The sequence below is a fragment of the Streptomyces sp. SAS_270 genome (genome assembly GCF_052543295.1).
Genome location: NZ_JBMNDS010000025.1, coordinates 65,766 through 82,805, shown reverse-complemented (window position 1 = coordinate 82,805; position 17,040 = coordinate 65,766). Strand labels below are relative to the sequence as shown.

Below are 17,040 nucleotides of genomic sequence, written 5' to 3'. Positions count from 1 at the left end.
GTGTGACTCACAGTTCCTTCGACAAGTGGTGGATGAACTCCCGTGACGCCGTGGGGTCCAGCGATGCCTTCTCCACCTTACGGAAAAGTGTTCGGAGCCGTTTCAGCTGAGGTTCCGCATCGATGAGTGCAGTGCCCGTCGGGGCATCGCGAAGCCCGGTGTCCAGGTGTGGCACCGGGCCACCCGTGTACATCATCGAGGCTCCGGCGCCGGCGAAGTCGTCCTGGTCGGTGGGGATGACATGCACAATGGCGTGCCTCTGCTCGATCTGGTCCAGGATTTGCTGGAGTTGGGCGCGTGCGACGCGACGGTCGGATACGCGAACGCGCAGGGCGAACTCGTGGATGACCGTCTCGTACGGAGTGGGAGCGTCACCTTCGATGACGGCTCGTCGTCTCATCCGGTGTTCCACCCGAGGATCCAGTTCGCTCGCGGGCAGCCCGGGGACCATGTACGAGTAGACCGCGCGGGCGTAGTCGGCGGTCTGCAGGAGTCCCGGGACATGGGTGATCACCACCTCGCGCAGGAACGTCGCGCGGTGCTCCAACTCGGCGACGTCCAGGAACACGGGCGGAAGGACTCCTCGGTACTCCTCCCACCAGCCCCGAGTGCGGTCGGCTGCCATGGTCGCCAGGGCCTCGACCAATGCGTCGTCGGTGCAGTCGTAGTGGGCAGCGAGGCGGCGCACGCGTTCAGCGCTCACACCTGCGACCCCGGACTCGATCTGGCTGATCTGGACTGAGTCAGCCCCGAGTAGTGCTGCGGCTTCCCGGGCCTTCATGCCCGTCGCCTCGCGCAGTTTGCGCAGTTCGGCGCCCAGTCGCACTCGGCGAGCCGTGAGATGTCTCTTCGGCGGCATGAGCACCCCCCTCGTATCAACTTCGCCGCGTGCGTGCCTCGTTCGGGGTCAGAATACGACAGCGGGTTGCGCGTTCCTAAAGTTAGGAAATACGGTCAGTGATGCGACGCGCACGCTGCGAAACTGCCGGGATCCCGGAAGTGCACCACTCCGTCATGCCGTGACGGCTGTGGCTCCGCCACCGCCCGCAATCGCCGCGACCTGCCAACTCCCGCCCCCAGAACGGAGTTCACGCATGCCCGAAAGTGAAGACCAAGCTGAAATCGAGGGCGCAATCGAAGCCCGAGAGCCCTGGGAGTACATGCTCTACATTCCGCAGGACCCCCGCGCCGTAACCGTCTGTCGCCGCACCCTCCGCCTGATCCTGACCATGCACGGTCTGATCCGGCTCACGGATGTCGCCGAGTTGCTCGCGACGGAGCTGGTCTCCAACGCCGTACGGCATACCAGGGGTCCCGCCGCCCTCCGGGTCCGCTGGTCGGCCGGTGTCCTCCGTATCGGTGCGTGGGACGCGGACCCCGAACCTCCGGAGCCGCCCTGCCCGTTGGATCGGCTGTCGGGCCTGGCCGAGGAGGGGCGAGGACTGGCCCTGGTCCGGGCCTGCGCTGACCTGTGGGGCTGGCAGCCGCTGTCGAGGAATGGCAGCAGGGGCAAGTACGTGTGGTGTGACCTTGGTGCCGCGTAACCGCCAAAGCTGGGAGTCCGCTGTGGAATCGGTTCGAAATCCGGCTCGGTAAGTTCTTTCTCATCTCAACCAAAGCCTCTTCCCCCAGGTGAAACACCTGTGATTAGGTGATCCGCGCCACTGGGGAGTGGCATGAGGTGTGCCACAGGGGGAGTGGCTTGGGGGCCACGGGAACGTGGCATGGGAGGGGCAACCGATGCGTTCGGTTCGCGTGCGGGTTCTGGCGATGCTGCTTGTGCTGGCGGGCATCGGGGTGGGCGGCTGGCAGCTGCTGCCCGATCAGGAGGACTCCGACAGGACCATGGTGGTGGGCACGACCGACGCGGTGACGTCGCTCGATCCGGCCGGTGCGTACGACGCGGGGTCCTGGGCCCTGTTCAGCAACGTCTTCCAGACCCTGCTGACGTTCGAGTCGGGCGGTGCCACACCGGTGCCGGATGCCGCGAAGAGCTGCGCGTTCGTGAACGGCGGGCTCAAGACCTACCGCTGCACCCTGCGGGACGACCTGAACTTCCCGAGCGGGCGCAAGATGACCGCAGAGGACGTCAAGTACTCCTTCGACCGGGTCAAGGCCATCAAGGACGACCAGGGCCCCGAGTCCCTGCTCGACACCCTCGGCTCGGTCGACGCCGACGGGCTGACCGTCACCTTCCACCTGTCCTCGCCCGACGCCACCTTCCCGTTCAAGGTGGCCACCGGCGCCGGCTCGATCGTCGACCACACGCGCTACGCGAAGGACGCCCTGCGCTCCGGCTCCGACGCCGACGGCAGCGGACCGTACCTGCTCAAGTCGTATACGAAGGACAAGCAGGCCGACCTCTCGCCGAACCCGGACTACCGCGGCGCCATCAAGCAGACCGGTACGCCGATCGAGATGCGCTACTACACCAGCGCCGAGGCGCTCGCCGCGGGCTGGAAGGCGAAGGAGGTGGACGTCGCCACCCGACAGCTGCCCCCGGCACTGCTCTCCGGCCTCTCGCCGAGCGACACCTCGCAGCGCGTCACCGTCTCCGACAGCGCCGAGACCCGCAACCTCTTCCTCAACGTCCGCCCGAACTCCGCCCTCCACGACCGCCGCGTACGGCAGGCCCTCGCTCTGCTGGTCAACCGCGAGCAGCTGGTCGACGAGACGTACAAGGGGACCGACGACCCGCTCTACGGGCTGATCCCGGCGGGGATCACCGGGCACACGACCGCGTTCTTCGACGCCTATCCCAAGCCCGATGCCAAGAAGGCCCGCGAACTGCTGACCGAGGCCGGTGTGACGCTGCCGGTGCACTTCACGTACGGGTACGGCGCCGGGCGCGGGTCCGGTGCCGCCGAGGCCGCCGAGCTGAAGCGGCAGGTGGAGGCCTCCGGGCTGTTCAAGGTGACGACCAAGGGCCTTGAGTGGACCAAGTTCCAGGAGCAGTACGCGAAGGGCAGGTTCGACGCGTACGCCGCCGGGTGGGTCGCCGACTTCCCCGACCCGGACACCTTCAGCGCCGCGCTCGTCGGCACCGGCGGCTCCATGAAGAACGGGTACAGCAGCAAGGACGTCGACCGGCTGATCCTGGACAGTCAGCAGTACAGCGACCGCAGCCGCACCACGGCCGACTTCCGGCAGATGCAGGACATCGTGGCCAGGGACGTTCCGCTGATTCCCTTGTGGCAGGGCAAGGAGTATGTACTCAGCAGTGAGGACGTCGGCGGTGGCCAGTACCTGTCGGACGGCACCGGTGTCTTCCGTCTCTGGCGGCTGGGCTGGATATGACAGTTGACGTGATTTCGCGGGGCCGTTCCGCACCGCGGTGACATTGCGCCCTCACCCAACGCAGCTGAATGTGTAAGAGGCGTGCGCGGGGTGAGGAGCAGACGTGTTGAGACGCAACTCCTTCCGGCTGCCACGGCATCCGGCGTCCGTCGGCCTCGCCAGACGCCGGGTCCGGGACCATCTGGCCGACTGGGGGCACAGCAACGACGACCCCACCCTGGAGGACGTCGTCCTGCTCGTCTCCGAGCTGGCGACCAACGTCGTACGCCATGGCCCGCTCCTTGAACGGGAGTTCGAGGTCGCGGTGACCGCCCTCGCCGACGGCTCCTGCTTCATCGAGGTGTCCGACGAGAGCCTCGCCGAGCCCCGGCTGCGCGTGACCACCGAGTGGGAGGAGAGCGGCCGCGGCCTCCACCTGGTGGAGGGGATCGCGGCCGCGTGGGGGGTGTGGGGCCGGGGGCGGTACGGCAAGACGGTGTGGGCGCTCGTGCCTGCCACTGCCGTCTAGCCGTACCGGTGCCGGTGTGTCTGCGCCCGGTTCTTACGGTGCCGTCGGCTGCGAGCCGTACGCCGTCAGGAAGCGGTCGCGGAACGAGCTCATCTTCCAGACCGGGGCGTCGTGCGCCGGCTGCAGACCGTCCGTCCAGTGCCAGTCGGCGATCTTGTCGAGCACCTTCGGGTCGTGCGCCACGATCGCGACCGGCACATCACGGCTGGCGTGGTTGCCGCTGACCTTGGCGATCGGCTGGTGGTCACCGAGGAAGACGAGGACCGTGTTCTTGTTGCCGTACTTGATCACGTAGTCGATGAGGCTCGTCACCGAGTACTGGATGGACTTGCCGTACTCGGCACGCACCTGGTCGGTCTGCTTCCACACGTCCGTCGGCCGCTTGGCCGCCTTCTCGATGCCGTCGTAGACCGAGCCGTCCCCGACCTGGGAGTCCGGGATCGTCTTCGGGATGGGCGCCCAGGGGTTGTGGCTGGAGGTCAGGATCAGGAACGACATCAGCGGCTTGGCGTGCTTCTTGCCGTGCTCCAGCCGCTCGAACGCCTTCAGGGTGTACTGATCGGGCATCGTCGACCAGCTGAACTTCGGGCCCTTGTAGCCGAGCTTGTGGGAGTCGTAGATGCGGTCGAGGCCGTAGTACTTGCCCTCCGGCCAGCCCTTCTGGACGCCCGGCATGACGCCGACCGTCTCCCAGGCGCCGGTGCGCCGGAACGCGTCGGTCAGCGGCATGTGGTCGCTCGCCATCACCGTGCGGTACCGCTGCTGGTTGGAGATCCACAGGCCCGACATGAAGGTGGAGTGGCCGAGCCAGCTGCCCGCGCCGTACGTCGCCGAGGTGAGCCAGCCGCTCTCGGAGCCCCAGCCCGCCTTCTTCAGCTTCGCGGTCGCCGAGGTGAGCGTCGCGTCGACGCCCGGCGCCATGATCGGGTCCTCGATCGCGCTGCGGCCGTAGCTCTCGATGAAGGTGAACATCATGTCCTTGCCGCGCAGCCCTGTGAGCAGCTGGTCGCCCGGCAGAGCGGCGAACTTGTCCTTCTTGGTCTCCTTCGCGAACACCGCCTCGTCCTTCAGCGTCTGGTCCACCCGCTCCACGCGGTCCTTGGCCTCCGACACCGTGCTCTTCGACGCGACGGGCTCGCCCGCGACCTGCAGACCCAGGGCCGTGCAGGTGATCCACGCCGTTCCCAGGACCAGCGTGGTGCGGGTCGACACCGCGGTGTTGCGCGCCATCAGGTTGCTCAGCCGGATCACTGCCAGCGTCATCAGGACGAGCACCAGGACTACGGCCACCACCGCCGCGATCGCCGTGAGGATCGCGCCCGTCCTGCCGACCGAGTCCTGCAGGAACGACTCGGCGTCGGCGAACAGCGGCCAGTCCAGGACGATGTTGAAGCCCCGGCCGAGGTACTGCTTGAAGCCCATGTCCAGCATGTTGAGGATGGCCAGCGCGCCGATCGTCAGTCCGCCGAGCGCGGCGGCCACCAGGCGTGGCCACTTCGGCAGCACGAGCAGTACGGCCGCGCCGAGGACTGCCTCCAGCGGGATGTGCGCGAACGCGCGGGGCGTGAGGAGATCGAGGTTGGTCGGCACGAGGAGGCCCGCGAGGACGAACGCCGCGGCCAGCACCGTGGTCGTCCACGCCACGATCCGGGCGGCCAGCGGGTAGCGGGTACGCCAGCCACGCCAGCCGGGGCGGGAGGGGCCGGGGACCTCGTCGGTCGCGGGCTTGTCGGCCGTGCCGTCGCCGCCGTCGCCGTCGTCGCCACCGGGGTCGCCCGGGCCGGCGGTGGCTTCTTCGGCGTCGGCCTTGTCGGCGGCCACGGACTCCTCGGCGGCCTTCTCGGCGTCCTTTTCGTCGGCCGTCTCGGTGGCTGTGGCGGTATCGGTATCGGCGGCGGTTTCGGTGGGAGCCTCGGTGGTGGCCTCGGCCTTATCCGTGTCCGCTGCCGTAGCCGTGCCGACAGCGTCGGTCGTATCCGAATCTGTGTTCGGATCCGTATCCGTGCTGATGGCCGCCGTTTTCTCGCCCTCGGCGGTGGTGTCCGCCGCCGGGGCTTCGGAGGTTGCCGGGTCCGTGTCCGGCTGGTGCTCAGAGCGCGTGGAGAACGACAACCCCAGGGTCCTTCCGTGCGAAACGCGGTGGTGGCACGGCGGACCGGGCGCGGAAGGTCTCAGCCGCCGTACTCAGTCGCCGTTCTCCTTATCTGTACGGCACATCGGCGCCGTCCGTTCAGTCAGCTCACCGCATGGGTCGCGGCCGGCAGTGTGACCGTCACCGCGAGCCCCGCGCCGGGCGCCGTCACCACCGCGACCTCGCCCCCGTGCGCCGCCACCACGCCCTGCACGATGGCCATGCCGAGACCGCTGCCGGCGCCGCCGCCCGCCCGGAAGAACCGGTCGAAAATGCGCGCCGCGTCCTCCTCGGCGAGCCCCGGCCCCTCGTCCGCGACACTCAGGCGTACGACACCGTCCACGCGCTCCAGACCGAAGGTGACCGGGACCTCGGCGGGCGTGTGCGTGCGCACGTTGCCCACGAGGTTGCCGAGGACCTGGCGCAGTCCCGACTCGTCGGCGTGCACCAGCAGGGTGCCGTCGGCGCCGACGCTCACCGGGCGGCCGGGCTGCTGGGCCCGCAGGTCCTCGGCGGCGTCGCGGACCAGGCGGCTCAGGTCGACGTTGCGGAAGCGCAGTTCCGGCTGTTGGTCCAGGCGGGCCAGGGTGAGGAGTTCGTCGACGAGCCGCCCCATGCGGTCGACCTCGCCGTTCATCCGGTCCCAGGCCCGCTTGCGCTCGGCCGGGTCGCGCAGCATCCCCTTGTCGTACAACTGGAGGTAGCCGCGGATCGCGGAGAGCGGGGTGCGCAGTTCGTGCGAGGCGTCCCCGACGAAACGGCGCAGCTGGGCCGCGCTGCGTTCGCGCGTGCGGTATGCCGACTCGACCTGGTGGAGCATCGAGTTGAGGGCGAGGCGCAGCTGCTCGACCTCCTGGGTCGGGTGGTGGCTGGAGGGCACCCGGCGCGTCAGGTCGCCCTCGGCGATCGCCGACGACGTCTCCACCATGTCCTCCAGCGGCCGCATCCGGCGCCGTACGCTGAACAGCGTCACACAGGCGAGCAGCGACAGCAGCATGGTGCCGACGGCGAGGTCGAGCCTGAGCGCCTTGGCTATGCCCTTGTGCAGCCCGTCGGTGGAGGTGGCGAACAGGACGTACATGCCGTCGGCGAGCCGGGTCGCGGTCACCCGGTAGGCGGCGTCGTGCACGATGACGTCGTGCGGTTCGCTGTCGTGGGCGAGGGCGCGGGGGTCGTCGACCGCGTCGGCGAGCGCGAGTTGGGTGCCGGTCGGCGCGAAGCCGGCGACGGTGACGGCCTTCCCGCGGGTGTCGACGCCCACGAAGATCGAGTCCGGTTTGGGCCGCTCGTCCGTCGGCGACACGAGCCGGTCGCGGACGAACGCCAGCGCGCTCAGCGAGTCGATGTCCCGCATGGTGAGCCCGGAGCTCCCCAGTGAGTCCCGGGTCTTTGTCAGCTGGGCGTCGACCTGGTCGAGCAGGTAGTGCCGCATGCCCATCAGGCTGACGCCGGTCGCGACGATGATGCCGAGGGCGAGCAGCGCCACGTTCGCGAGGGTCAGTCCGCCGCGCAGGGAGTGGATCCCGTGGCGGTGGCGGTGCCGGATGTTCACGCGAGCCCGTATCCGACGCCCCGCCGGGTCTGGATCACCGGCGGCCCCAGGGTGTCGAGCTTGCGCCGCAGATAGCTGATGTACGTCTCCACGACCGTGGACTCAGCCGAGTGCTCGTACTGCCATACATGGCGCAGCAGTTGCTCCTTGGGCACGATCCGCCCGCCGTTGCGGACGAGGAAGCGCAGCAGGGCGTACTCGGTGGGGGTGAGCTCCACCGTGCGGTCGCCGCGGTGCGCGCAGTACGTCGTCTCGTCCAGTTCCAGGTCGCCGTAGCGCAGGGGCGGGCGCTGCGGGAGGACGTCGGCGGGGCGGGTGCGGCGCAGTACGGCGGAGATGCGGGCGATCACCTCGTCGATGTTGAACGGCTTGGTGATGTAGTCGTCGCCGAAGCCGAGGGCGCCGACTATCTCGGCGGGCGCGTCGCGGGCGGTGAGGAAGACGATCGCCAGGTCGGGCTGTCGCAGCCGTAGTTCGGTGCCCAGCGCCCGGCCGTCGCCGTCCGGCAGCATCACGTCGAGAAGCGCCGCGTCGGGGCGGGTGCGCTCGGCGAGGGTGAGCGCCTCGCGGACGGTGCCCGCGATCATCACCTCGAAGCGGTGGTAGCGCAGGGCGATGGCGAGGACGTCGGCGATGCTCGGCTCGTCCTCGACGACCAGCACGGTTCCTGGAGCCGTCATGCCCCCAGTATCGGCAGGCGCGCTGATCCGTGGGGCCGTTCGCGCCTTGGAGTTCCTTGAGAGTCATGGGCGAGCCGTGTTGTCGCGTGCGCGTCGGCGCCAATGCTGGTGCCCAGGACCTGGGGGACCGACCGAGCGACAATCGAAGGAGCGTTGAGCGTGGCGACATTGGCGCGGTGGTGCTATCGGCACCGGCTGGTGGTCCTGTTGCTGTGGGTGGGGGCACTGTTGGGACTGGGATTCGCGGCATCGACCGCGGGCACGTCCTACGCGAACGTCTTCTCCCTGCCGAACACGGACTCCAAGAGTGCGTTCGACCTGATGCAGAAGGCGTTCCCGGAGAGCTCCGGCGACACCGACACGGTGGTGTGGAAGGTCGACGGGGGAACGGTTCGCGACCAGGCGGTACGGTCCCGGATCGAGCCCGCGCTCGACGGGATAGGCAAGATGAAGGGCGTCGGGGGAGTCACCAGCCCGTACGGGGGTGACCGGGGCGCGGCGCAGATCAGCGGGAACGGGCGGATCGCGTACGCCGAGATCACCTTCACCGAGCAGGCCAACGGCGTACCGAAGGAACTGATCCAGGACGTCGTCGACACCGCTCAGAAGGCCGGGAACGGCTCACTGCAGGTCGAGTTGGGCGGTCAGGCGGTCCAGCGGGTCGAGGAACCGCCCACCGGGATCGCCGAGGTGGTCGGTCTCGCGGCGGCGGCCGTCGTGCTGTTCCTCGCCTTCGGCTCGCTCTTCGCGATGCTGCTGCCGATCGGCATCGCCATCTTCGGCGTCGGCACCGGACTGTTCTCCACACAGCTGCTCAGCCATGTGACGGACGTGCCCGAAGTGGCCCCGCTGCTCGCTTCGTTGATCGGACTCGGCGTAGGCATCGACTACGCGCTGTTCATCGTCACCCGGCACCGCAAGGGCATCCTGCGGGGCATGGAGCCGGAGGATTCGGCGGCCACCGCCCTCAACACCTCGGGCCGGGCCGTGCTGTTCGCGGGCGGCACCGTGTGCATCGCCCTCGCCGGGATGCTGGTGACGAACCTGCGCTTCCTGGACGGCGTGGTCATCGGCACCTCGCTCACCGTCGTCCTCAGCGTGATCGCTTCGGTCACCCTGCTGCCGGCGCTGCTCGGCTTCCTCGGCCCCCGGGTGCTCAGCCGCAAGCAGCGACGCAAGCTGGCCGCCGACGGGCCCGAGCCGGAGCGCACGAGCGGTCTCGCCGCCCGCTGGTCGGGAACGGTGCAGAAGCGCCCGATCCGGATCGCCGCCCTCGCCCTCGTGGTCATGGCCGTCCTCGCCCTGCCCGTACTGTCGCTGCGACTGGGCGCCAGCGACCAGGGCAACAACGACGCGTCGTCGACGACCCGCAAGGCGTACGACCTGCTCGCCGAGGGCTTCGGCCCCGGCTTCAACGGACCGCTTCAGGTCGTCACGGAGGGCGGTGACACGACCGCTCTGGTGAAGGGCATCCAGGCGGCCGACGGGGTCGCCCGGGTCGCCGCGCTGCCGCCCGCGCACGGCGTGTCGGTGATCCAGGTCGTCCCGACCACCTCACCGCAGTCCGAGAAGACCGACCAGCTCATCGACACCCTGCGCGACGAGGTGATCCCGGCCGCGGGGGCCGAGGCGCATGTCGGCGGTGTGACCGCGATCTTCAAGGACTTCGCGTCCGTGACCGGGGACCGGCTGCCGTACTTCATCGCGACCATCATCGGCCTCGGCTTCCTGCTCCTGATGGTCGCCTTCCGCTCCGTCGTGGTGCCCCTGACGGCCGCCCTGATGAACCTGATCGCGGCCGCCGCGTCCTTCGGCGTACTCGTCGCGGTCTTCCAGTGGGGCTGGGGCCTGGACCTGCTCGGCCTCGGCAAGGAGGGCCCGATCCAGGCCTTCCTGCCGGTCATCATGCTCTCGCTGCTCTTCGGCCTCTCCATGGACTACCAGGTGTTCCTGGTCAGCCGCATGCACGAGGAGTGGGTCCACACGAAGGACAACGCGCGTGCGGTAAGGGTGGGCCTCGCCGAGACCAGTCGCGTCATCAACTCCGCCGCCCTGATCATGGTCTGCGTCTTCCTCGCCTTCGTGCTCAGCGGCGACTCGGGCGCGGCGATGGCGGGCGTCGGCCTCGCGGCGGCCGTGGCGCTGGACGCGTTCATCCTGCGTACGGCGCTGGTGCCGGCCGCGATGCACCTGCTGGGGAACTCCAACTGGTGGCTGCCGGTCTGGCTGGACAAGCGGCTGCCGCACCTCGCGGTGGAGCCGAAGGAGGACACCGTCGCGGAGCCGGCTCCGGCCGACGGCGACGGCGGCCCGACCGTGGTGCACGGCTTCGTCCGCGACGCCGACGGCACCCCCGTCGAGGACGCCGCGGTCACCCTCCTGTCGAAGGGCGGCCGTCAGCTGGACCGGGTCGCGTCCCTCGCCGACGGCTCGTACATCCTCTCGGTCCCGGCCCCGGGGACGTACCTCCTGTCGGTGTCGGCGGCCTCGTACGGCTCCCGCGCCCGCCAGGTGACCGTGGGCGGCCAGCCCCTGGTGCACGACGTGGAGCTGGCGGAGGGGGAGGTCGACGCGGTGAACTGACCGCGTACGGGATCTACTGACGGGACCTGCTGACGGAACCTGCTGGCAGGACCTGCTGGCAGGACCTACTGAGGGGTGCCCGCGCCGAACGGGCGCCCCTTCTTCCCTTCGGGCTTCTTCTTGGCGTCGGGGTGCTGCTTCGCGTCGGGCTTCTTCCTGGCCGGGTCCGGCAGGGCGTTCGTCATGCCGGGCAGGAAGTCCGTGAACAGGTCGTGGACTTCGAGGACGAGCGGGCGCAGGACCCGGAAGCGGGCCAGGCCGACGCCCCGCGTGGTCAGGCGCGCACCGCGTTCGGCGAGCCGGTAGCTGCGCTCGCGGCCCTCCGTACGGTCGAAGACCCAGTACAGGACGAGGCCCATCTGGGAGAGCCACATCAACTCCGGGAGAATGTCCCGCAGTTCGGGCGGAACCTTCGCCTTGGACCCGGCCAGCACCTCCCGGTGGACGCTGATGGCCTCCTCGCGCGCGTGCTCCGACTCGGCGGAGAAGGGGCTGAGCGGGCTGTCCGGGTCGGCGGCGTTCTTGAAGAACTGCACCGCGAACTCGTGGTACGGCGTGGCGATGTCCAGCCAGGTCTTCAGAACCCCGGAGATCCGCGCCTCCAGATCCGTCTCGCGTTCCAGGACCTCGCGCACGGCCACCCGGTGCTCGGCGGCCAGCCGGTCGTAGAAGCCCTGGATCAGGTGCTCCTTGCCGGCGAAGTAGTAGTACGCGTTGCCCACGGAGACACCGGCCTCCTGGGCGATGGCCCGCATCGTCGTCTTGTCGTACCCCCGTTCCTGGAACAGTCGCATCGCCGTCTCCAGGATCAGCGCGCGGGTCTGCTCGGACTTGCTGGGCGCACCGCCGTCGCCTTCGCCGGCGGGGCTGAGGCTCGTGGCGGGCTCTGGGCTGTCGTTCTTCGCGGGCACGCAAGGAGCCTAACGAGTGCCGCAGGTGCCGTCGGCACACCCCGGAGCCGCGAACGTCCACCCGCGGCCCGGGTCGTACGTCCACCCGTCGCCCCACTGGTACCCGGCGCCGCCCGGCTGCCCCTGCCACGGCGTCCCGCCCTGCTTGCCCTGCCACTGCGCCCCGCGCCACTTGGCGGCCGCCAGTGCGGCGCCCTTGGCGAGCCTGGCGCCCGCCGGGGTGCTCAGCCGGTGGGCGAGCGGCCGGTGCTCGCGCAGCGCCCACAGGGTGACGACCCAGGCGGCGGAGCCCCGGTAGACCTGGCCGGCGTCCCCGACGACGGTGATGTCCTCCAGCATGGCGCGGTGGTCGAGCGAGGGGAAACGCCGCCGCGCCTCCTCGGAGCCGGCCGCGACCAGCTCCAGCGGTACGAGTTGGCGCTGCCTGCCGAGCCAGTCGCGGACGTGGGCGCAGAGCGAGCACTGCGGGTCGTAGAGGACGGTGAGCCCGCGGACCGGGACGCGCGCGGCGTCCCGGTCGGCGGTGCGTCCGGTGGCCCGGGCGGTGGTCCCCATCGCCCCGGTGGCCCCGGCTGCGGGCCCCGTGGGCCTGGTGGCGGCCATCGGGGTCAGGCCCCGGCCGCGGGGGCGATCCAGTCCTGCGGCGCGACGGGCGGCAGCTGCTCCCGCTCCATCATCCCGCGCCGCCGGATCTTGTTGAGCACGTACACGTTCCCCAGGTGCATCACGCCGAGCACCAGCAGCACCACGCCGAGCTTGGTCGACAGGGCCTCGAAGATCTCGCGCGTGCTGCCGATGTTGTCGTCGCCGCTCAGGTACAGCGCGACGAACCCGAGGTTCACGAGATAGAACCCCACCACCAGCAGGTGGTTGACGGCCTCGGCCAGTTTCTCGTTCCCGTGCAGGACGTCGGCGAGGAACACCCGCCCGTTCTGGCTCAGCGTGCGCGCCACCCAGACCGTCAGCCCGACGCTGACCACGAGATACACGACGTACGACACGACCGTGAGATCCATGCCCCCACCCTTCAAAAGGCCCGTGACGGGGCCGTTTCGGTGCCCTTGCGCGCTCTCTTGAACGCGTTCAAAAGCTTCTGGGCAAGACTGTAGACCTGCTTTTGAACACGTTCAAGCCAAGGGAGGGTGGGGCTGGTGTGAGGTGGGCCCTATGAGGCCCGGGCCAGTTCGGGCCGCTTGCTGTAGTCGGTGAAGCCGATGCTGTTCCCCCAGGGGTCGGCGATCTCGACGGTCCACCCGGTGGCGCAGGAGAAGGGCTCGGCGAGGAGGTCCAGGCCGGCCGCGGTGAGCGCCTCGGCCTTCGCCCGCGCGTCCCGCACCTCCAGCCACATCCGCGGCGAGGCCCACACGGGCTGCCGCCTGCTGAGCTCCTCCTCCAGCCGCAGCAGCACCCCCGGCGTCTCCTTGCCTACCTTCAGCAGGACGATCCCGGCCTCGTCGAGCCGGAACGCCACCGGAAACCCGACCCGCTCGTAGAACGCCACCGCCTCCCCGAGATCCCCCACCGGCATCAGCACGTTGTCGAAACCGAGCAGCTCGTACGACTCATCATCTGACATGCCATCAGATTAGGTACGGCACCGCTGTTGCGGGCGGGGGCTGGCTGGTGGGGTCACTCGTTGAGGCGAGGCGGTATCCCGTTCCGGGGAATTCAGCAGCCGCCCACCCGGCGGGTGCTCACGGCGATGTCGTCCAGGCGGACGTCGTACGACGACGGGGCCGGGTCGGCCTGGTAGAGCTGCCAGCCCAGCTTGAGCTTGTCGAAGGTGGGGAAGGTGAAGTCGTCCGAGGTGCCGCCGTGGTGGTGGGTGGAGACAGTCAGGTCGGGCTGCTCGACGCCGTCGAGGTAGACGGTGACCTGGTTGTCCGTGGCGTCCAGGTGGAATTCGACGCACTGCCACTTCGAAGCGATGGCCGGGGCGGAGGTCTTCCAGGCGGTCCAGTCGCCGGTGGGACCCAGGTCGGAGCCGACGCCCCAGAAGTTGGCGTTCTCGGTGGGGGCGTACTGGCCGCCCAGCGGTCGTACCAGCGTGGGCGAGTCGGCGCCGGACGCTTCCGCGACGGTCCAGTGCGCCCAGTCGGGAGCCGTCGGGAACGCGGCCACGCGCAGCCGCAGCCGGGCCCACAGGCTGTTGCCGTGCGGGGCGAGGTCGGACAGCACCAGGAAGGCGCGGCCGTTGCCCTCGGTGCGGATACGGAGTTCGCGGCCGTGCCCCGTGGTGCTCGGCTCGACGGTCAGCGTGCCGTTGGACGCGTCCGTGGTCCAGCCCCTGCCCGCGGTGACCGGGCCGAGGGGCAGCCGGTCGAAGTTCTCCCGCACGCGCGTGCCGTGCGGGGCGGGCGCCGTCGCCGAGGCGGTGGTGGTTGCCGCGAGCAGCAGGGCCGCGGTGGCCGCCAGCGCGGCGGTGACTTTCCTCAGGGGTGCCATACGGGCAGTCTGTGACAGGGGCCCCACCGGTCACAGGGGTCACGCGACATCTGGCCGACGGGGCGGCCTTCTGTGTCCGGCTTCAGGCGGTCACTGGGGTGCGGTCGGTGCGGAGGGCAGCTTGTCCAGCAGGCCCATACGGGAAGTGATCCCCAGCTTGGTGTAGGCGTGGCTGAGGTGGAATTCGACCGTTTTGATGCTGAGGACCAGGCGGCGGGCGATCTGGCGGTTGGTCAGGCCGGAGGTGGCGAGGCGGGCGATGGCCAGTTCCTGGGGGGTGAGGGGGGAGTCGGGGGCGGCGGAGTGGTGGCCGCAGGCGGTCAGTTCGCGATCGCAGTGGGCGGCGCTGGGGGCGGCGCCCAGCGCGGTGAACGTGTCCAGGGCCCGGCTCAGCTGCTCGGCGGCGGCGGTGCGTTTTCCCGTACGGCGCAGGAAGGCGCCGTAGGCGAGGGCGACCCGCGCGCGGTTGAAGGGGTCCGGGACCTGTTCGGCGTGGCCGAGGGCCTTGCGGAAGGACCATTCGGCGGCGGCCGGTGATCTGCGCGCCGCCAGCAGGGTGCCCCGCGCCCGGGCCGCCGCCGCGAGGTGGGAGTGGCGGTCCCGGTGGGCGGCGGGGGCGTCCAGGCCGTCCAGGATCCGCTCGGCCTGGCGGTGTTCGCCGAGGGAGGTCAGCGCGTCGGCGAGCAGGTCGCGCCACGGGGCGACGACCGTCTCCGCCACGGCCTCGCGCCGCAGCAGCGGCGTCAGCGCGGCGGCCACCTCGTCGGGTGCACCGCGCGCCGCCGCCAACTGGGCCTCCGCGCGGGCGACATGGGCGATCCCCGACTCGCTCTGCCCGTACCCACCGCTGCGGCGGGCGGTCGCGAGGTGCGCGGCGGCCCGCTCGGTCCGGCCCCGTACGGCGAGTACGGCCGCGGCGTCCGCGTGGACGACGGGCTCCAGCCAGGCGAGCCCGGCCGCGGTGGCGGTCGATGCCGCCGACTCCAGCTCGTGCAGCGCGCCGTCCCAGTTGCCGAGCCTGAACTCGGTCTCACCGAGGAGTAGTTGGGCCATCGCCCGCAGCGGGACCGGGCCGCGCAGGCACAGGGGTGCCGCCGAGCGGAGGTCGGCGCGGCTGCCCTCCAGGTCGTCGCAGCCGAGCCGCAGCGCGCCCCTGCCGAGGAGCAGGTCCACGTCGTCGGGCTGGACGAGAACCGACTCCGGCAGCCGGGACGCCAGCGCGATGCCCTCCTCGGCCGCGCCCGTCAGACCCAGCGCGGCCAGTTGCGCGTAGCGCAGCATCCCGCAGGTGAACGGCACGGCGGGCAGCCGCTCCGCACGGCGCGCCCAGCGCACCGCGGCGCCCGCCTCGCCCTGGCTGAGGCAGACGTAGGAGAGGCGCTCGGCGATCCGCCGGGCCAGCGCCGGGTCGGCGGAGGCGTCGCACTGCTGCCACGCGTCGTCGAGCAGTACGCGCGCGCCGGGCGTCTCACCGCGTACGAACGCGAGGTGGCCGTGGACATAGCGCAGCGCCGCCCGTGCCATGTCGCCCGGCAGCGAACGCACCAGGTCGGCGGCCTCCGACACCCGACCGTCGCAGAGCAGCGCGTCCGCCGCCTCCACGGTGAGCCGCTCCCGCTCGGGGCGCGTCGTCGCCAGCCGTGACGCGTGCGAGGCCATCGAGGCGGCGTTGGACCAGGACCCCGCGGTGGCCTGGCGGCGGGCGCCCGCGGCGAGATCGGCGACCAGGGCCGGATCCGGGACCCGGCCCGCGAGGAGCCGGTGCCAGGTGCGGCTGACGGTGTCGCTCGTCGCCTGCACCGCGCCGGCGTGCAGCGCGGCCCGCCGCGCCGGCCCCAGGTGGTGATAGACCGCGGCCCGGATCAGCGGGTGCGGGAACACCAGCTCGGGCGGTCCGCCCGGCGGGCACTCCGCCAACAGGCCCTGAGCGACGGCCTGTTCGACGGCCGGCAGCGGATGGTCGAGGTCGGCGAGCCGGGCCACCCGGTGCAGCGGGGCGCACAGCCCGAGGACGCTGGCCGCGGCGACCAGGTCCTGCGTCGGCCGGTCGCAGCGCGCGAGGCGTTCGAGCACCGCGAGGCCGTACGAACGCGGTGCGGGCAGCGTGGAGTTGGCGGCGGCGAGGACGGCGGGCGGGACCTGGCGGAGCAGGGCGCGCAGGTGCAGCGGGTTGCCCAGGGTGTGGGCATGGAGCCTGCCGACCGCATGCGGTGGCAGCCCGGCGGGGAGAAGACGGCTGCTCAGCGCGGCCGTCTGCTCGACGGTCAGGCCGTCGAGTGCGAGGCGCAGCGTGTGATCGTCGTCCCGTAACCGCCGCAGGCCGTCGGGCAGTTCGTGGTCGGCCGGGTCGTGGACGGCGAGCAGCGTGAGGACCGGTGTGGACTGCAGGCGGCGCAGCATGAAGGTGAGGGCCTCCAGCGACGGTCCGTCCGCCCAGTGGGCGTCGTCGACGACGAGGACGGCCACGGTGTCCGCCGGGATGCGTTCGGCCAGCGCCAGCAGCCGCGAACCCGCAGTGTGGGCCTCGTCGCCGGGGCCCGGAGCGTAGGCGGACGCCGCGGTCCGCATGAGGAGCTGGGTGAGTACGCCGTAGGCAAGTGCCGTCTCGTTCTCGGCGCCGCTGGCCTGCAAAACGCGTACGCGGTCCGCCGTGCGCAGAAATCGGCGGATCAGCGCCGTCTTCCCGATGCCGGACGGGCCCTCGACGAACACCAGCCGCGAGACCCCTTCCCGGGCCTGTCGCAGTCGTTCCTCCAGCGCCGCGAGCTGCTGCTCTCTGCCGTAGAGCACCAGCTCGTCGGCTCCGTCGGGTTGTGCTGTTCGCGCGTACGGCGATGTGTTCACCGGCATGTCGACGTCTACCCCCGCAGTGTCGTCGGTGCTGCCAAGGCCATGATGATGGCCCCGTCATGACGGTTCAATGCGTGCTGCCG

Annotated in this window: 14 protein-coding genes; 4 read left to right on the top strand and 10 right to left on the bottom strand. The window is 70.7% G+C overall.

All coding sequences use genetic code 11. From position 1 onward, the window contains the following. Window positions 1-7 precede the first annotated feature (7 nt). Entirely contained in the window at window positions 8-859 is an 852-nt protein-coding gene (locus tag ACN6LB_RS18995; protein ID WP_445026948.1) for a helix-turn-helix domain-containing protein, read from the bottom strand. Window positions 860-1,094: 235 nt separating this feature from the next. Here ACN6LB_RS18995 and ACN6LB_RS18990 point away from each other — a divergent pair, with 235 nt between their 5' ends. From ACN6LB_RS18990 to ACN6LB_RS18980, 3 genes are all read left to right on the top strand, one after another. Then, window positions 1,095-1,544 carry an ATP-binding protein gene (locus tag ACN6LB_RS18990; protein WP_445026947.1) on the top strand — a complete coding sequence of 150 codons (450 nt, stop codon included), beginning with the start codon at window positions 1,095-1,097 and terminating at the stop codon, window positions 1,542-1,544. Between the two features lie 196 nt (window positions 1,545-1,740). After that, window positions 1,741-3,297 carry an ABC transporter substrate-binding protein gene (locus ACN6LB_RS18985; RefSeq protein ID WP_445026946.1) on the top strand — a complete coding sequence of 519 codons (1,557 nt, stop codon included), beginning with the start codon at window positions 1,741-1,743 and terminating at the stop codon, window positions 3,295-3,297. A gap of 103 nt (window positions 3,298-3,400) precedes the next feature. Continuing rightward, complete coding sequence (locus ACN6LB_RS18980) at window positions 3,401-3,805, top strand: ATP-binding protein (RefSeq protein ID WP_445026945.1); 405 nt, start codon at window positions 3,401-3,403, stop codon at window positions 3,803-3,805. Between the two features lie 33 nt (window positions 3,806-3,838). On the opposite strand, the gene ACN6LB_RS18975 is transcribed toward ACN6LB_RS18980, so the two are convergent. The 3 genes from ACN6LB_RS18975 to ACN6LB_RS18965 form a co-directional block, all read right to left on the bottom strand. Further along, entirely contained in the window at window positions 3,839-5,917 is a 2,079-nt protein-coding gene (locus ACN6LB_RS18975; protein WP_445026944.1) for a sulfatase-like hydrolase/transferase, read from the bottom strand. A 122-nt stretch (window positions 5,918-6,039) separates the two neighbouring features. After that, window positions 6,040-7,482 carry an ATP-binding protein gene (locus ACN6LB_RS18970; protein ID WP_445026969.1) on the bottom strand — a complete coding sequence of 481 codons (1,443 nt, stop codon included), beginning with the start codon at window positions 7,480-7,482 and terminating at the stop codon, window positions 6,040-6,042. Between the two features lie 2 nt (window positions 7,483-7,484). Beyond that, entirely contained in the window at window positions 7,485-8,168 is a 684-nt protein-coding gene (locus ACN6LB_RS18965; protein ID WP_356131791.1) for a response regulator transcription factor, read from the bottom strand. A gap of 168 nt (window positions 8,169-8,336) precedes the next feature. Here ACN6LB_RS18965 and ACN6LB_RS18960 point away from each other — a divergent pair, with 168 nt between their 5' ends. Then, window positions 8,337-10,751: an MMPL family transporter gene (locus tag ACN6LB_RS18960; RefSeq protein WP_445026968.1), complete on the top strand. Its 2,415-nt coding sequence runs from the start codon at window positions 8,337-8,339 to the stop codon at window positions 10,749-10,751. 65 nt (window positions 10,752-10,816) lie between these two features. On the opposite strand, the gene ACN6LB_RS18955 is transcribed toward ACN6LB_RS18960, so the two are convergent. The 6 genes from ACN6LB_RS18955 to ACN6LB_RS18930 form a co-directional block, all read right to left on the bottom strand. Next, window positions 10,817-11,662, bottom strand: coding sequence for a TetR family transcriptional regulator (locus ACN6LB_RS18955; RefSeq protein ID WP_445026943.1), 846 nt, complete (start codon window positions 11,660-11,662; stop codon window positions 10,817-10,819). Between the two features lie 9 nt (window positions 11,663-11,671). Further along, on the bottom strand, window positions 11,672-12,217 hold the full coding sequence (locus ACN6LB_RS18950; RefSeq protein ID WP_445026967.1) for a thiol-disulfide oxidoreductase DCC family protein: 546 nt from the start codon (window positions 12,215-12,217) through the stop codon (window positions 11,672-11,674). A gap of 53 nt (window positions 12,218-12,270) precedes the next feature. Further along, the gene (locus ACN6LB_RS18945) at window positions 12,271-12,678 is read right to left on the bottom strand and encodes a hypothetical protein (RefSeq protein WP_369233723.1); all 408 of its coding nucleotides are present in this window, start codon (window positions 12,676-12,678) and stop codon (window positions 12,271-12,273) included. 149 nt (window positions 12,679-12,827) lie between these two features. Further along, window positions 12,828-13,238 carry a VOC family protein gene (locus ACN6LB_RS18940; protein ID WP_445026942.1) on the bottom strand — a complete coding sequence of 137 codons (411 nt, stop codon included), beginning with the start codon at window positions 13,236-13,238 and terminating at the stop codon, window positions 12,828-12,830. A 92-nt stretch (window positions 13,239-13,330) separates the two neighbouring features. Beyond that, window positions 13,331-14,107, bottom strand: a complete 777-nt coding sequence (locus ACN6LB_RS18935; RefSeq protein ID WP_445026941.1) for a hypothetical protein — start codon at window positions 14,105-14,107, stop codon at window positions 13,331-13,333. A gap of 90 nt (window positions 14,108-14,197) precedes the next feature. Beyond that, window positions 14,198-16,957 carry an ATP-binding protein gene (locus tag ACN6LB_RS18930; protein WP_445026940.1) on the bottom strand — a complete coding sequence of 920 codons (2,760 nt, stop codon included), beginning with the start codon at window positions 16,955-16,957 and terminating at the stop codon, window positions 14,198-14,200. Window positions 16,958-17,040 lie beyond the last annotated feature (83 nt).

Coding starts and splice junctions, on each gene's coding strand:
- ACN6LB_RS18995 (WP_445026948.1), bottom strand. CDS start 859: ATGCCGCCGAAGAGACATCTCACGGCTCGCCGAGTGCGACTGGGCGCC.
- ACN6LB_RS18990 (WP_445026947.1), top strand. CDS start 1,095: ATGCCCGAAAGTGAAGACCAAGCTGAAATCGAGGGCGCAATCGAAGCC.
- ACN6LB_RS18985 (WP_445026946.1), top strand. CDS start 1,741: ATGCGTTCGGTTCGCGTGCGGGTTCTGGCGATGCTGCTTGTGCTGGCG.
- ACN6LB_RS18965 (WP_356131791.1), bottom strand. CDS start 8,168: ATGACGGCTCCAGGAACCGTGCTGGTCGTCGAGGACGAGCCGAGCATC.
- ACN6LB_RS18950 (WP_445026967.1), bottom strand. CDS start 12,217: ATGGGGACCACCGCCCGGGCCACCGGACGCACCGCCGACCGGGACGCC.
- ACN6LB_RS18945 (WP_369233723.1), bottom strand. CDS start 12,678: ATGGATCTCACGGTCGTGTCGTACGTCGTGTATCTCGTGGTCAGCGTC.
- ACN6LB_RS18940 (WP_445026942.1), bottom strand. CDS start 13,238: ATGTCAGATGATGAGTCGTACGAGCTGCTCGGTTTCGACAACGTGCTG.
- ACN6LB_RS18935 (WP_445026941.1), bottom strand. CDS start 14,107: ATGGCACCCCTGAGGAAAGTCACCGCCGCGCTGGCGGCCACCGCGGCC.
- ACN6LB_RS18930 (WP_445026940.1), bottom strand. CDS start 16,957: ATGCCGGTGAACACATCGCCGTACGCGCGAACAGCACAACCCGACGGA.